Origin of the sequence: Actinomadura sp. (assembly GCF_044508335.1) — a bacterium.
Taxonomy (GTDB): Bacteria; Actinomycetota; Actinomycetes; order Streptosporangiales; family Streptosporangiaceae; genus Spirillospora.
In genome coordinates, this window is record NZ_JBIQHY010000049.1 from 1 (window position 1) to 14499 (window position 14499).

At 74.7% G+C, this 14499-nt stretch carries 12 protein-coding genes; 11 read left to right on the forward strand and 1 reads right to left on the reverse strand.

What is annotated here, in order from left to right; genetic code table 11:
* Positions 1-498 precede the first annotated feature (498 nt).
* From ACIWVC_RS18170 to ACIWVC_RS18185, 4 genes are all read left to right on the forward strand, one after another.
* Positions 499-1392, forward strand: a complete 894-nt coding sequence (locus tag ACIWVC_RS18170) for a hypothetical protein (RefSeq protein ID WP_396454353.1) — start codon at positions 499-501, stop codon at positions 1390-1392.
* 258 nt (positions 1393-1650) lie between these two features.
* Positions 1651-1866 (forward strand): WhiB family transcriptional regulator, encoded by a 216-nt coding sequence (locus ACIWVC_RS18175; protein ID WP_171064042.1) that lies wholly within the window; start codon positions 1651-1653, stop codon positions 1864-1866.
* Positions 1867-2025: 159 nt separating this feature from the next.
* Positions 2026-5253 (forward strand): glycosyltransferase, encoded by a 3228-nt coding sequence (locus ACIWVC_RS18180; protein WP_396448054.1) that lies wholly within the window; start codon positions 2026-2028, stop codon positions 5251-5253.
* 3 nt (positions 5254-5256) lie between these two features.
* The gene (locus ACIWVC_RS18185; protein ID WP_396448055.1) at positions 5257-6690 is read left to right on the forward strand and encodes a DUF5719 family protein; all 1434 of its coding nucleotides are present in this window, start codon (positions 5257-5259) and stop codon (positions 6688-6690) included.
* Positions 6691-6718: 28 nt separating this feature from the next.
* On the opposite strand, the gene ACIWVC_RS18190 is transcribed toward ACIWVC_RS18185, so the two are convergent.
* Positions 6719-7147 carry a metallopeptidase family protein gene (locus tag ACIWVC_RS18190; protein ID WP_396448056.1) on the reverse strand — a complete coding sequence of 143 codons (429 nt, stop codon included), beginning with the start codon at positions 7145-7147 and terminating at the stop codon, positions 6719-6721.
* A gap of 189 nt (positions 7148-7336) precedes the next feature.
* On the opposite strand from ACIWVC_RS18190, the gene ACIWVC_RS18195 reads away from it, so the two are divergent.
* From ACIWVC_RS18195 to ACIWVC_RS18225, 7 genes are all read left to right on the forward strand, one after another.
* Positions 7337-7717: a DUF3499 domain-containing protein gene (locus tag ACIWVC_RS18195; RefSeq protein WP_396448057.1), complete on the forward strand. Its 381-nt coding sequence runs from the start codon at positions 7337-7339 to the stop codon at positions 7715-7717.
* 127 nt (positions 7718-7844) lie between these two features.
* A complete protein-coding gene (locus ACIWVC_RS18200) occupies positions 7845-9200 on the forward strand; it encodes a phosphomannomutase/phosphoglucomutase (protein WP_396448058.1) in 1356 nt (451 codons plus the stop codon).
* Between the two features lie 42 nt (positions 9201-9242).
* A complete protein-coding gene (locus tag ACIWVC_RS18205; RefSeq protein ID WP_396448059.1) occupies positions 9243-9425 on the forward strand; it encodes a Trm112 family protein in 183 nt (60 codons plus the stop codon).
* A gap of 97 nt (positions 9426-9522) precedes the next feature.
* Positions 9523-10704 (forward strand): SIS domain-containing protein, encoded by a 1182-nt coding sequence (locus ACIWVC_RS18210; protein WP_396448060.1) that lies wholly within the window; start codon positions 9523-9525, stop codon positions 10702-10704.
* Positions 10705-11673 (forward strand): cation diffusion facilitator family transporter, encoded by a 969-nt coding sequence (locus tag ACIWVC_RS18215; RefSeq protein WP_396454354.1) that lies wholly within the window; start codon positions 10705-10707, stop codon positions 11671-11673. It begins immediately after the preceding gene.
* A gap of 378 nt (positions 11674-12051) precedes the next feature.
* Positions 12052-13662, forward strand: coding sequence for a sensor histidine kinase (locus tag ACIWVC_RS18220; protein ID WP_396448062.1), 1611 nt, complete (start codon positions 12052-12054; stop codon positions 13660-13662).
* Between the two features lie 33 nt (positions 13663-13695).
* The gene (locus ACIWVC_RS18225; RefSeq protein WP_396448063.1) at positions 13696-14370 is read left to right on the forward strand and encodes a response regulator; all 675 of its coding nucleotides are present in this window, start codon (positions 13696-13698) and stop codon (positions 14368-14370) included.
* Positions 14371-14499: the final 129 nt, after the last annotated feature.

The window sequence follows — 14499 nt, forward strand, 5'->3', positions numbered from 1 at the left end:
CACCCAACGATCGACCCCCTCTTGCACCCGCACAACGACGAGCGCCTCTCGGATGAGTACGATTCACACGCTCTTGGACCAGACCCGAGCCAAAGCACCGACCGAGCGCCCACCGCGGGCATGCCCTGCGCCGCCGACGGGGCTTCCAGGGGTCGCCCCTTGCCCCAACACAGCAGCCTCTTGGACGAGCACAATTCAAACCCTCTTGGACCAGACCCGAGCCAAAGCACCGACCGAAGCGACCACCACGGGCAGGCACGCGGAGGGCGCTCTGCGCCCGGAGGGGGCATGCCCGGCGAGCCGGGCGACCGCAGCGCCACGTCGCAAACCCGCACGGTCACAACACACCCGCACCGTGGCGTGAGGATCGACCGGCTCGCTGACGGGGGGTTCGGGGGGTCGCCCCCCGGGGGAGCAGGGCACGGGGGGTCGCCCCCCCGGACGAGACTGTGCAAAGCTTTGGCGTGTAATGGATTGCCTCAGTCTGGAGAATTCACCGTGAACAAGGAAGCCGTCCAGCGCCTGCGCGAACCGGTCGCCTGGGTACTGCTCGCCGCGGCGGGACTGCACTTGCTCGCGGGCCTGATCTCGCTGCTGGGCGGGGGCGGCTCGTTCACCGGGCGGGCGCTGGGCGAGACGCAGGGCGGGACGTTCCTGCAGATCGTGCTGGTGGGGGTGCTGGTCCTCGCGGTGCTGCTGGTGACGTGGGGGGACGCGCCGACGCCGCAGGCCCGGACGATCACGATGGGGGCGCTCGGGGTCCTCGGCGGCATCGCGCTGTTCGGGGTGATCGCGTGGTTGTGCGGGATGCTCGCCGATTCGGAGTACGTCTCGGCGCTGACGAAGTTGTCGGCGTTCCTTGAGGGGGCCGGGAAGCTGGCCGTCGTCGGTGCGGGCGGGTGGTTCGTCTTCACCGTGTTCCAGGGGATGCAGCCGCCGCGTCCGCAGCCGCAGCAGCAGATGCAGCAGGGGTACCCGGATTTCGGGTACCAGCAGGGTCAGCCGGGCCAGCAGCAGTACGGGCAGCAGTACGGCCAGCAGGGCTTCGAGCAGCAGCAGTACGGGCAGTACCAGCAGTACGGTCAGCAGCCGGGTGCGGAGGGGCAGCAGCAGTACGGCCAGCAGTACCAGCAGCCGCAGCAGTACGGGCAGCAGGACTACCAGCAGCAGTACGGCGCGCAGAGCGGCGGCTACCAGGCCGGTCAGCAGGCCGGTCAGCAGGGCCAGCAGGAGGGGCAGCAGCCGTCCGCCGACCAGGAGGAGATGGGCGAGTGGACGCGCGCCTACGGCGGGTCCGGTCAGGACCAGGGGCCGCAGGGCACGCAGCCGGCTCCGCCGCAGGAGGGCGGCGGCGACTGGTACCGGGACAACCGTCCTCCGCCGCCGCAGTGATCGGCTCCGGTCGCTGACCGCCCGATTAACCGATCTTCACCTAAAGGTCGTCCTGGCATAACCCGTTTTGTCGCCCGGGAATGCCTTCCGGCTTGACGGGGCAGTCGCTGCACGCGTGTAATTTCGTCCGTGTAGTTTCAATGCCTTCTCGGGGGAAGGAACCGGAGGGATGGCATTGACCAGGGGGTTCCACGGGCAGGGAGGTGCGCTGTGAGCGAGGTGGTCATCCCGCTGGCGCACGGCACAGACGGCGAAGAGATGGGCTGGCAGGAGCGCGCCCTGTGCGCGCAGACCGACCCTGAGGCGTTCTTTCCGGAGAAGGGCGGCTCGACTCGGGAGGCCAAGAAGGTGTGCCGGGCATGCGAGGTGCGTACGGAGTGCCTGGAGTACGCGCTGCAGCACGACGAACGCTTCGGCATCTGGGGGGGTCTCTCCGAGCGGGAGCGGCGCAAGCTGAAGCGCCAGGCCGTCTAGCAGGACGGTGAGACGTTCCGGCCGCGCGCCCGGATCTCGGTGGATCCGGAGCGTGCCCCGCGCGGCCGCGCGTACAGTAAGCAGCCGTGCCGGCCCGGTGCCGGCGCGGCTGCTGTATTTTTCCGCCACGACCCTGTCGTCCCACAGATCGAGCGATCCTTGGCCCCCACTCTCGATCGCCACGTCGTCACGGCGGTCCTCGTCGTGCACGACGGTGCGCGATGGCTTCCGGAGACGCTGAAGGCGCTGCTCACGCAGGCGCGGCCCGCGCAGCGCCTCGTGATCGTGGACACCGGCAGCCGCGACCGCGGGCCGGCGGTGCTCGCGGAGGTCGCCGGCGAGGGCACGGTCCTGACGCTGCCGCGCACGACGGGCTACGGGGAGGCGATCGCGGAGGCGCTGCGGCAGGACGCCGCGTCCGCGCCCGTCCCCGACGACGATCCCGGCACGTCCCGCACCGAGTGGGTGTGGCTGCTGCACGACGACTCGGCGCCCGCGCACGACGCGCTCGCGCAGCTGCTGCGGACGGCCGAGGCGGACCCGAACATCGCGGTGCTCGGCCCGAAGGTCCGCGACTGGGACGACCGGCGGATCCTGCGCGAGGTGGGCGTCACCGTCGACGCGGCCGGGCGCCGCGAACGCGGCCTCGACCAGGACGAGTTCGACCAGGGCCAGCACGACGGGGTCCGCGACGTCCTGGCCGTCGGCAGCGCCGGGATGCTGGTGCGCCGGGACGTGTGGGAGCGGATCGGCGGCTTCGACGTCGAGTACGGCATCTTCCGCGACGACCTGGACTTCTGCTGGCGGGTGCACGCGGCCGGGCAGCGGGTCGTGACGGCGACGGACGCGGTCGTGTACCACGCGGAGGCGTCCCGGCGCGGGGTCCGCGAGATCGGGATGACGGCGGAGCATCCGGCCCGCCGCGACCGCCGCAACGCGCTGTTCACGCTGCTGGCCAACCAGCCGTTCCCCGCGATGCTGCGGGCGGCGGCCCGCAACGTGTGGGCGTCGCTGGTGCACGCCCTCTACCTGGTGGTGACGAAGCGGCCGGGCGCGGCGCGGGAGGAGCTGCGCGCGCTCGCCGACGTGCTGCGCGACCCGGGCCGGCTGCGGCGGGCGCGGGCGGCCCGCGCGGACGGCCGGGCCCGCGCGCACCGCAGCATCCGGCGCTTCCAGCCGCGCTGGCTGGTGCTGCGCCGCGCCGTCGAGGCGATGTCGGAGTACCTCGCCGCCCACGAGCACGAGCGGGAGGAGGAGGACATCACGGCGGACGAGCCGGGCCCGGTCCGCCGGTTCCTCGCCCGCCCCGGCGTCCTGCTGGTCCTCGCGCTGACCGCCGTCGCGGTCGCCGCGGAGCGTTCCCTGCTGACCGCGGCGGGACGGCTGGGCGGCGGCGCGCTCGTCCCGGCGTGGGGCGGGGCGGGCGACCTCTGGGAGCAGTACGTGTCCGGCTGGCATCCGGTCGGGCTCGGCACCGACGCGGGCAGCCCGCCCTATGTCGGCGTGCTCGCGGTGCTGTCGGCGGTCCTGTTCGGCAAGCCGTGGCTGGCGGTGTCGGTCCTGCTGCTGGGCAGCGTGCCGCTCGCGGGCCTGACCGCCTACCGGGCGGCCCGGCTGCTGATCACCGAGCCGCCGCTGACCGGGCGCCGCGCCCGCGCGGCCGGCCGGCGCGTCCCGGTCGCCGCGGTCCGCGCCTGGTTCGCCGCGGCGTACGCGCTGCTGCCCGCCGCGACCGGCGCGATCGCGGGCGGGCGGCTCGGCACCGCCGTCGTCCTCGTCCTGCTCCCGCTGATCGGCGTGTACGCCGCCCGCGTCTACGGGTTCCCGCGCGGCGAGGCCGCCCGGTTCGACGCGGCGACGCGGCGCAAGCGCGCGGGACGGGCCGCGTGGACGGTCGCGCTGCTGCTGGCCGCGGCGACCGCGTTCGTCCCGCTGGTCTGGCTGATCGCCGTGCTGACGGCCGGGATGGTGTGGGCGCTGCTCGACCGGCCGGGCGACCGGCACGGGCGCCGCAACGTGGCGATCGCGCTGGCCGTGCCGCCGCTGCTGATGCTCCCGTGGAGCGCCGGGCTCCTGCTGCACCCGTCCCGCCTGCTCACCGAGGCGGGCCTGCACCGGCGGTTCGAGCCGGCGTCCGCCGCCGACCTGCTGGCGCTCGACCCGGGCGGGCCGGGCGCGCCCGCGCGGTGGGCGCTCGCGGGCCTGCTCGCGGCGGCCGTGCTGGCGCTGCCGCTGCGCAGCCGCCGGGGGAGCGTGCTGACGGGCTGGCTGCTCGCGGTGTTCGGCCTGCTCGTCGCCGTGCTGACCAGCGCCGCCACCGTCACCAAGGGCGCGGACGCGGCGCCGGTGTGGCCCGGTGTCGCGCTGATCGTCGCCGGGGCGGGGGTGCTGCTCGCCGCGACCGCCGCCGTCCAGCGCGCCACCGAGGTCATCGCGAGCAAGCACGTCGTCTACCGGGCGGGCGGCGCCGCGGTGCTGCTCGCCGCGCTGACCGCGCCGCTGCTGTGCGCCGGGTTCTGGGTGGCGGGCGGCGCGGGCGGGCCGCTGGGCCGGGTCGACCCCGACACCGTGCCCCTGTTCCTCCGCGCGCCGGGCGGGCCGAGGACCCTCGTCCTGCACGGAGAGCCCACGGGACGCATCTCCTACACGATCCTCAGGGACGACCGGCCGAGGCTGGGCGAATCAGAGGTCCCGGTGGGCGGCGAGGCCGAGAAACGCATGGACGACCTCGTCGCCGGCCTGGCCGCGGGACGCGAAGGCGACGACGGTCCCGCGCTGACCCGCATGGGCGTCCAATACCTCCTTGTGCCGCATCCCAAGAAGGACCCCATCACCAAGGTCTTGGACGCCGCGCCGGAGCTGACCCGGCTCAGCCGCACGGGGACGTTCGCCGTGTGGCGGCTCCAGGCGACGTCCGCCCGGATGATGCTTCTCCAGGGCTCCACGGTCACACCGCTGCCGGCCGGGCGGATCAATGCGCGCGTGCAGATCCCACCGGGCACGGGCCGGCGAACCCTGCTCCTGGCCGAGCCGGCGGGCGACGGGTGGAAGGCCACGCTGAACGGCCGCGAGCTCAAGACGCGCACGATCGACGGGTGGGCGCAGGGCTACGACATCCCCGCCGCCGGAGGCGAGTTCAAGCTGACGCGGTCGATGACCATGCGGCACACGTGGATCGTCATCCAGGGCGTCGCCGTCCTGCTCGTGGTCGTCCTGGCCCTGCCCGGCGCCCAGGCCGAGAACCTGGTGTTCACCGGCGACCGGGAGCGGCGCCGCCGCGGCCGCCGGGGCGGACGGCGCGGAAGGCGCCGCGCGAGCCATGCCCGCGCCGGGCATGAGCCGCCCCCGGAACCGGTGAGGGAGCCGAGCCCCGAGGAGGTGTCCTGACCCGTGGACAAGCTCCTGCGCTTCCTCGGCATGCGCTACGCCACGGCCGCGCTCATGCTCGTCGCGGTCGCCGCTCTGTACGGGGCCGCGACGTTCACCCGGCCCGGTGAGGCGTCCGAGAAGGGACGCGAGGCGGCCGTCGAGCACGCCGTGATGGTCTGCCCGGGGCACGAGGGCGGGCGGCTGGCCGTGCAGTCCCTCACCCAGAAGGGCGGCGGCCGCGTGGACACGACGACGACGAAGGGCGGCGCCGCGGTCGCGTCGATGACGTCGCCCGGTCAGGGCTGGGACAAGGACACCGAGTCGGGCGAAGAGTCGTACACCGTCCGCGCCACCGGCCCCATCGCCGCCGGGCTGGAGGCCGAGCAGACCACCCACTGGGGCAGCGGCCCCGACCGCGGCCTCGCCGGCGCCCGCTGCGCGAAACCCGGCACCGACCTGTGGTTCCTCAGCCCGGGGCCGGTCTCCACCGACCGGCTGGACCTGTACTTGACGAACGTCGATTCGCAGACCGCGTCGGTGGACCTCACCGCGCTGTCCGGCGAGGGGCCGCTCGACACCCCCGACGGGCTCGCCATCCAGGTCGCGCCGCGCACCACCCGGGTCGTGAAGATCGGCGACTCCGCGGAGGGCCTCGGCGACGTCGTGCGGAGCGCCGCGGACCTCGCCCTGCGCGTGCGCACCACCAGCGGCCGCGTCGCCGCGTCGCTGCGCGTCCGGGCCGGGAAGAAGAAGGGCATCGAGTGGCTGCCGCAGGCGCGCGAGCCCGCGAGGTCCGTGCTCGTCCCCGGCGTGCCGGGCGGCGCCGGGCAGCGGCGGCTGCTGGTCTCCGTCCCCGGCGAGGCCGACGCCCGCATCAGGATCCAGGTGATCACCTCGGGCGGCGCGTTCGCCCCGCAGGGGCAGGACGTCCTGGACGCGCCCGCGAAGACCGTCACGTCCGTCCCGCTCACCGGCGCGCTGTCGGGGAAGGCCGCCGCCGTCCGGCTGGCCGCCGACCGGCCCATCCTCGCGGGCTTCGCCGCCGACCGCGGCGCCGACGTGGCCTACGGCGCGGCCACCGCGCCGCTCGCCGCGTCCGGCCCCGGCGTGGTCGCCGACAACCGGTTCGACTCGTCGCTGATCCTCACCGCGCCGTCGGGCGCCGCGACCGTGCGGGTCGTCACCGTGAGCGCCGCCGGGAAGAGCGCACCGCAGGATGTCGAGGTCCCGGCGGGGCGGACCGTCGAGGCCGAGCTCAAGCCGCCCGGCGGGGACGACGCGTCCTACGGCGCCGTGATCACCCCGCGGCCGGGGTCGGCGCCCGTCTACGCGTCCCGCGTGCTCGCCACGGGCAAGGGCGAGGACTACCTGTTCACGGTGCTGCCGATCGTCCCGGCCCCGATGACGATCCGCCTCCCGGACACCGCCGACTCCCAGACCGCCCTGACCCCCTAGCCGCCGGACGCCCTGGCCGCCGGGGGCTCTAGTCGTCCGGGGAGTCGTAGCTGGGGTCGACGGACTCGGGGGACAGGCCCAGGAGGTCGGCGACCTCCTCGACCAGCAGGTCGCGGACCAGGCGCACCTGCTCCGCCTCGCCGGAGGCGCGGACCTCGACGGGCCGGCGGTACACCACGATGCGCACCGGCGCGCCCCCTTCGGCGGGGAGCGTCCGGCCGAGCGGGACGGGCCCGTCGGACCACGGCTCGACGTCGGGCACGTCTTCGACCGCGAACTCCACGCGGGCGAGTTCCCGCCCCCAGCGCTGGACCAGCCGCCGCACCTCGTCGTCGACGAGGTCCTCGAACCGCTCCGCGCGGGTCCGCGAGACCGGCGCCTGCGGGGGCGTCAGAGGGCCACGGAGGCCACGACCGTGCCGGTCGCGGCGCCGTACGCCTGCCACACGGGATCGCACGCGTCCAGCCTACCTCCGCGGACCCCGCCGCCCGCGAGGAGACGCCAGTACCCGCATCCGTCGATGACCGCACGGTTAGAGTTCAGGACCATACGGATTGTGATTGTTACCCCGGAAATCGCCCGGTAACGGCGACACGTGCGCCGGGGTGGTGGCGGAGCCGCTGGAGGGGAGGTACGGTCAGCCATCGTGAGCCCCGTCCGCACCTGCTCCCGCACCGCCTGCAAGGCGCCCGCAGTGTTCACGCTCACGTACGTCTACCGCGACTCCACCGCGGTCCTGGGGCCGCTCGCCGCGTACGCGGAGCCGCACTGCTACGACCTGTGCGCGGAGCACTCCGAGCGGCTCACCGCCCCGATGGGGTGGGAACTGGTGCGGCTCCCCGTCGAGGAGGAGACCGAGCCCAGCGCCGACGACCTGGAGGCCCTCGCCGACGCCGTCCGGGAGGCCGCCAAGCCCGCCCCCGGGCCGGGCGGCGAGCCGGTCGGGCAGGGCACCGAGGTCGGCCGCCGCGGCCACCTGCGGGTGCTGCGCTCCGAACCCGCCGCCACCCAGCCCGGCCAGGAATAGCCCGCCCCCGCCGCCGCGACGCCGGGGCCGGTCGCGTCCGCCCTTCCCGGTAGGCTCGTGAACCCGGTTTCCCGGGGCACAGGGTCTCTTGGCACATCCGGGCAGGTTCTTCGGACAGGGAGCAGGAGTGGGCGACCTCGGCAAGATCTTCAAGGCGTACGACATCCGCGGCGTCGTCCCGGACGAGCTCGACCCCGCGATCGCCGAGGCGGCCGGGGCGGCGTTCGTGCGGGTGACGGGCGCGAGCGCCGTCGTCACCGCGCACGACATGCGGGAGTCGTCCGGGCCGCTGTCCGAGGCGTTCGCGCGCGGCGCCACGTCCCAGGGCGCGGACGTGATCGAGGCCGGGCTGGGCTCCACCGACATGCTGTACTACGCCAGCGGCAGCCTCGATCTGCCCGGCGCCATGTTCACCGCCAGCCACAACCCGGCCAGGTACAACGGGCTGAAACTGTGCCGCGCCGGCGCCCGCCCGGTCGGCCGCGACACCGGCCTCGGCGAGATCCGCGAGATGATCGAGAAGGGCGTGCCCGCCCACGACGGGAAGCCCGGCGCCGTGTCCCGCCGCGACGTCCTCAAGGGCTACGCCGAGCACCTGAAGACGCTGGTCGACCTGTCGTCGATCCGCCCGCTGAAGGTCGTCGTGGACGCGGGCAACGGCATGGGCGGGCACACCGTCCCGACGGTGTTCGAGGGCCTGCCGATCGACCTGGTGCCGATGTACTTCGAGCTGGACGGCACGTTCCCCAACCACGAGGCCAACCCGATCGAGCCGGAGAACCTGCGCGACCTGCAGGCGAAGGTCCGCGAGACCGGCGCCGACATCGGGCTCGCGTTCGACGGCGACGCCGACCGCTGCTTCGTGGTGGACGAGCGCGGCGAGATCGTCGCCCCCTCCGCGATCACCGCGCTGGTCGCGACGCGGGAGCTGGCCAAGCACCCGGGCTCCTCGATCGTGCACAACCTGATCACGTCCAAGGCCGTCCCGGAGATCATCGCCGAGCACGGCGGGACGCCGGTCCGCACCCGCGTCGGGCACTCGTTCATCAAGCAGACGATGGCGGAGACGGGCGCGGTGTTCGGCGGCGAGCACTCGGCGCACTTCTACTTCCGCGACTTCTGGTTCGCCGACTCCGGCATGCTCGCGGCGCTGCACGTCCTCGCCGCCCTCGGGCGGCAGGAGGGGCCGCTGTCGGAGCTGCTCGGCGAGTACACCCGGTACGTCGCGTCCGGCGAGATCAACAGCGAGGTCGCCGACCAGGCCGCCGCCGCCGCGAAGGTCAAGGACGCCTTCGCCGGCCGCCCCGGCGTCGAGACGGACGAGCTGGACGGCCTGACCGTCACCGCCGAGTCCGCGGGCTGGTGGTTCAACCTCCGCCCGTCCAACACCGAGCCGCTGCTCCGCCTGAACGCGGAGGCAGGCGACGAGGCGACCATGGCGGCGGTCCGCGACGAGGTCCTGGCGTTGATCAGGGAGAGCTGACCGGGCCGGGGAACACCGACTGTAGGGAGAAGTGACGCTGCCATGACCATGAAGCTGGACTCCTGGCTGCTGGAGATCCTCGCCTGCCCGAACTGCGGCGGCGGGCTCCGCGCCGACGAGAGCGCGGACGAGCTGGTGTGCACCGGCACCTGCGGCTACGCCTATCCGGTCCGCGACGACATCCCCGTCCTGCTCATCGACGAGGCCAGGACCCCCGCCCCGTGACCCGTCCGGGGCGCGGCGCCGGCCGCACCGAGGAGCGGGGAGACGAGGGACGGCGGCGCCGGAACGGCGCCGCGGGCCGCCGGGCGGAGGCGAGGCCGTGAACGGAGAGTTCGATCCCGCGCGGCTGGAGGACGCCGAGGCGGCGGAGGCGGCCGACCCGGGCGGGATGCTGCGGCAGGTCGCCTCGTCGGCGGCGCAGGTGCGGGAGGCGCAGCGCGCGGCGGCCGAGGCGGGCGTCGCGGCGCTGGCCGAGGACGGCCGGCCGCGCGCGGTCGTCGTCGCCGGGATGGGCGCCGCGGGCGTCGCGGGCGACGTGCTCGCGGCGGTGTGCGGCGCGGGCTGCGCGGTCCCGGTGCTCACGGTGCGCGGCTACCGGCTGCCCGGCTGGGTGGGCGCGGCCGATCTCGTCATCGCCGTGTCCTCCTCGGGGAGCACCGAGGAGACGCTGGAAGTCGCCGTGGAGGCGGCCCGGCGCGGCTGCAGGCTGATGTTCGTCGGCGCGGAGGGGTCGCCGCTCGCCGACCTGACCGCCCGCAGCCGCGGGGTGCTCGTGCCCGTGCGCCCGGCGGGGCAGCCCCGTTCGGCGCTGTGGGCGCTGGCGGTCCCGCTGGTCATCGCGGCGCGCACCCTGCGGCTCGTGGACGCCTCCGACGCGGTGCTGGAGTCCACGGCGGCGCTGCTGGAGGACGTCGCGCACCGGTGCCGCCCGTCCAGCGAGCCGTTCGTCAACCCGGCCAAGCGCATCGCGCTCGACGTGGCCGGCGACGTGCCGCTCGTCTGGGGCTCGTCCGCCGTGGCGGCGACGGCGGCGTACCGGATGTGCGGGCAGCTCGGCGAGAACGCCAAGTACCCCGCGGTCTTCGGCGAGGTGCCCGAGGCGGACCACGGCCAGCTGGCGGTGTTCGACGGCTCGTTCGCGCGCGGCGGCCCCGCGTCCGGCCCCGGCGCGTCATCGTGGGGGGCGGCCCCCGCACCCGCCGACGACGACTACTTCTTCCGCGACCGGGCGGACGACCCCGAGCACGGGCTGCACCTCGTCGTCCTGCGGGACGTGGAGGAGCATCCGCGGGTGCGCGCGCGGTGCGAGGCGTCCACCGCGCTGGCCCGCGACCGGGGCGTCCCGGTCACCGAGGTCCGCGCCGAGGGCGAGCATCCGCTGGAGAGGATCGCGTCGCTCATCGCGTTGGCGGACTATGTCACGGTTTACTTGGCTATCGCGCTGGGAGTGGACCCCGCGCCCGTGCCTGCCATGGAAGAGCTCAAAGCGAGGATTACCTAGATGAGTGCTGAGGGTGGAACAAAGGCCATCGTCGCCGCGCTGGCCGCCAACCTCGGGATCGCGGTGTCGAAGTTCGTCGCGTTCGCGTTCACCGGTTCGTCGTCGATGCTGGCGGAGTCGATCCACTCGGTCGCGGACTCGGGGAACCAGGGGCTGCTGCTGCTCGGCCGGAAGCGGTCCGAGCGGAGCCGCACCCCGCAGCACCCGTTCGGCTACGGCCGGGAACGCTACTTCTACGCGTTCGTCGTCGCGGTGGTCCTGTTCACCGTCGGCGCGGCGTTCTCGCTGTACGAGGGCTACCACAAGATCTCCCACCCGGAGGAGGTCGAGTCCCCGATCTGGGCGTTCGCGGTGCTGCTCGTCGCGATCGCGATGGAGTCGTTCTCGTTCCGCACCGCGATCATGGAGTCGAACACCGTCCGCGGCGACCAGTCGTGGTGGGCGTTCATCCGCCGCGCCAAGGCCCCCGAGCTGCCGGTCGTCCTCCTGGAGGATTTCGCCGCCCTCATCGGCCTGCTCTTCGCGCTGTTCGGCGTCTCCATGGCCGTGGCCACCGGCGACGGCGTCTGGGACGGCGTCGGCACCGTCGCGATCGGCCTCCTGCTCGGCGCGGTCGCGACGATCCTGGCGATCGAGACCAAGAGCCTGCTGATCGGCGAGGGCGCGGACGCCGACACCGAGCGGCGCATCGTCGCCGCGCTGGAGTCGGTGGAGGAGGTCGAGCGCCTCATCCACATGCGGACCGAGTACCTCGGCCCGGACGAGCTGCTGATCGCCGCGAAGATCGCCGTGCACCACGACGACACGGCCGCGGAGGTCGCCCGCGGCATCGACGCGGCGGAGGCGAAGATCCGCGCGGACGTCCCGGCGGCGAAGCTGATCTACCTGGAGCCGGCGCTGGACGAGGCGTCCCGCGACGCGGGCGCCACCGCCGCGGAGTCGGCCCCGGAGGCTCCGGCGTCGTCCTGACGGCGCCGTCCCGGCCTCCGGAGCGCACGGGACCCCTCGCCGGGCGGCCGCCGCGATGCCGGCCGAACCCCAGCCCAGGCGAAACCGGCTGTCGCATCCGCGGGAGCGGAGCGCGGCCGTCCGGCGAGGTGCTTCCCATGCGTCCCCGCCCGGACCCCTGAAACCGGGCGGTTCTGGTGTGACCGCGGCGGCGTCGCCGAACCCCCTACGTCGGCGACCGCCACCGGCGCGGTCACGGGTAAGACACTACGTTCGCGAGCCGCTCCGGGACGTCCCCCTCAAGGAGGGAACGCGCGTGGTACTCCAGGTGGATCCGCCTCCTCCCTATACATCCGGGCGGTGAGGCAGCGGCACGCCCCCAGCGGTCACTATTGAGGAGTGACCTCCGATGACAAGGCCCGCACCGATTCCGCTTGGGGGGCCGGCCCTCCACGCCCCGCGGAGGGGCCGAAGCCCGACCCCGCGGGGTTCGGACCAGCCGTCGCGCACCACGCGTGGCGGCTGTCCGGCCGGATCGTGGCGGGCGTCGGGCAGCTGCTGCTGTGGATCCTCACCGGGATCGGCACCCTGCTGCGCCCCCTCGCGGCGCGGCTCGGCGCGCGGCTGACCGGCGGCGCGCGGCGGCACCCGGCCCCGGGCGCCCCGGCGGGGGCGACGGCGCCGCTGCCCCGCTGGCTGGACACCTGGCGGGAGGTCGTCGGCTCCTGGTACTTCGCGCCGCTGACCGGGCTCGCGCTCACCATCGCCGCGCTCGCCGAGCTGGTGCCGCGCGTCGACTCGCCGGTCAGCCTCGCCGGCGGCTTCGCGGTCGCCGCGACGCTCCCGCTCGTCTGGCGGCGGGAGAACCTGCGCCCGGTCGCGGCCGTCGTGCTCAGCGCGGTCGCGGCGAGCCTGCTCACCGGGCAGCTGCTCCTCGTCACCACCAGCTTCGCCGCGCTCTACACGCTGTACGCGCTGGGCCGGCAGCTGCCCCGCCAGTCCACCGGCGTCCTCGCGATCGGCAGCGTCGCCACCATCGCGGTCGTGTACCTCGCCGCCGGCACGCTGGACGAGATCCCGTGGCCCGCGCCGATCGTCGCCGTCCTCGCCGCCATCGGGCTCGGGGACGCGCGGCGCGTGGTCGAGTCCGCCGGGCGGACGGAGGCGGCGGCCGCCGAGCGCACCAACGAGACCCTGACCCGGCTCACCGCCGTCCAGCGGGAGCAGGCCGTCATGCGGGAGCGCGCCCGCATCGCCCGCGAGCTGCACGACGTCGTCGCGCACTCCGTCTCGATGATCGCCGTGCAGGCGGAGACGGCCCCGTACACCATGGAGAACCTGTCGCCCGAGGCCCGCGCCGGCTACACCGAGATCGCCAAGACGGCCCGGGAGGCGCTGGTGGAGATGCGGCGGCTGCTCAGCGTGCTGCGCGCCGACGCCAAGCCCGAGCCGGACGCGGCGAACTCCCCGCAGCCGCGCCTCGACCGGCTGCCCGACCTGATCGAGCAGCACCGCGGCGCGGGCGGGCGCGTGGACCTCGCCGTCCACGGCGAGCCGCGCGCGCTGTCCACGACGGTCGAGCTGTCGGCGTACCGGATCGTGCAGGAGGCGCTGACGAACGCGCGGCGGCACGCGCCCGGCGCCGGCGTGCACGTCGACCTGATGTTCCTGCCGGACCGGCTGGCGGTCCGCGTCCGCGACGACGGCGCGTCCGCGCCGACCCGGGTGCTGAACCGGCCGGACCCCGCCCCCCGTACCGCGGTACTGGATCCCGCGGGCCCGACCCTCCAGGATGGGGGCGCGGACGGGCGCACCAGGGTGCAGGCGCCGGAGACCGGCGGCGGGCACGGGCTCGTCGGGATGCGGGAACGTGCGACCATGCTGGGCGGACGGTTCTCCGCCGGGCCGGCCGCCGAGGGCGGGTTCCTGGTGGAGGCCGAGCTTCCGCTGACCAGGGAGGGGAATGCCACCAGTGGACACGCTTCGCAGGCGCCGCCCGGCCGTCCCTGATCCCGCCGCACTCCGGCACCCGGGGCGGCGGCCGTGATCAAGGTGCTGATCGTCGACGACCAGACGATCGTGCGGGCCGGGTTCGCCGCCCTGCTCGACGCGCAGGACGACATCACCGTCATCGGCGAGGCCGGCGACGGCCGCGAGGCGGTCCGGATCGCCGAGCGCAGCCGCCCCGACGTCGTCGTCATGGACATCCGGATGCCCGGCATGGACGGCATCGAGGCGACCCGCCGCATCCTCGCCCTCCCCGGCGCCGAGAACGTCCGGGTGCTGGTCCTCACGACGTTCGACGTGGACGAGTACGTCTACGACGCGCTCGCCGTCGGCGCCAGCGGCTTCCTGCTGAAGGACGCGACCGCCGACGAGCTGGTCTCCGCCGTCCGGGTGGTGGCCCGCGGCGACTCGCTGCTGGCGCCGCAGGTGACCGGGCGGCTCATCCGCGAGTTCACCCGGCAGCGCCGCAACCGGCCGCAGGCCCCGGCCGAGCTGGCGACGCTGACCGCGCGGGAGACCGAGGTGCTGGTGCTGATCGCGGGCGGCCTGTCCAACGGGGAGATCGCCGAGCGCCTCGTCGTCAGCGAGCACACGGTGAAAACGCACGTGGCGCGCGTCTTCACCAAGCTCGGCCTGCGCGACCGCGCCCAGGCGGTGATGCTCGCCTACGAGTCGGGCGTGGTGGTCCCCGGCGAGAACGCCGCGAACTAGCCGCGGTGGGGCGGGTGGCCGCCGGGCGGCGGGTACTGGCCGGGAGGCTGCGGCGGGTACGGCTGCGGCGGGTACGGCTGCGCCGCGGGCCCGTACCCGGGCGGGGCCGGCGGCGGCGCGTAGCCCGGC

Excerpts from the sequence above, each read along its gene's own strand:
- ACIWVC_RS18175 (WP_171064042.1), top strand. The coding sequence starts at position 1,651 with ATGGGCTGGCAGGAGCGCGCCCTGTGCGCGCAGACCGACCCTGAGGCG.
- ACIWVC_RS18215 (WP_396454354.1), top strand. The coding sequence starts at position 10,705 with ATGAGTGCTGAGGGTGGAACAAAGGCCATCGTCGCCGCGCTGGCCGCC.
- ACIWVC_RS18205 (WP_396448059.1), top strand. The coding sequence starts at position 9,243 with ATGACCATGAAGCTGGACTCCTGGCTGCTGGAGATCCTCGCCTGCCCG.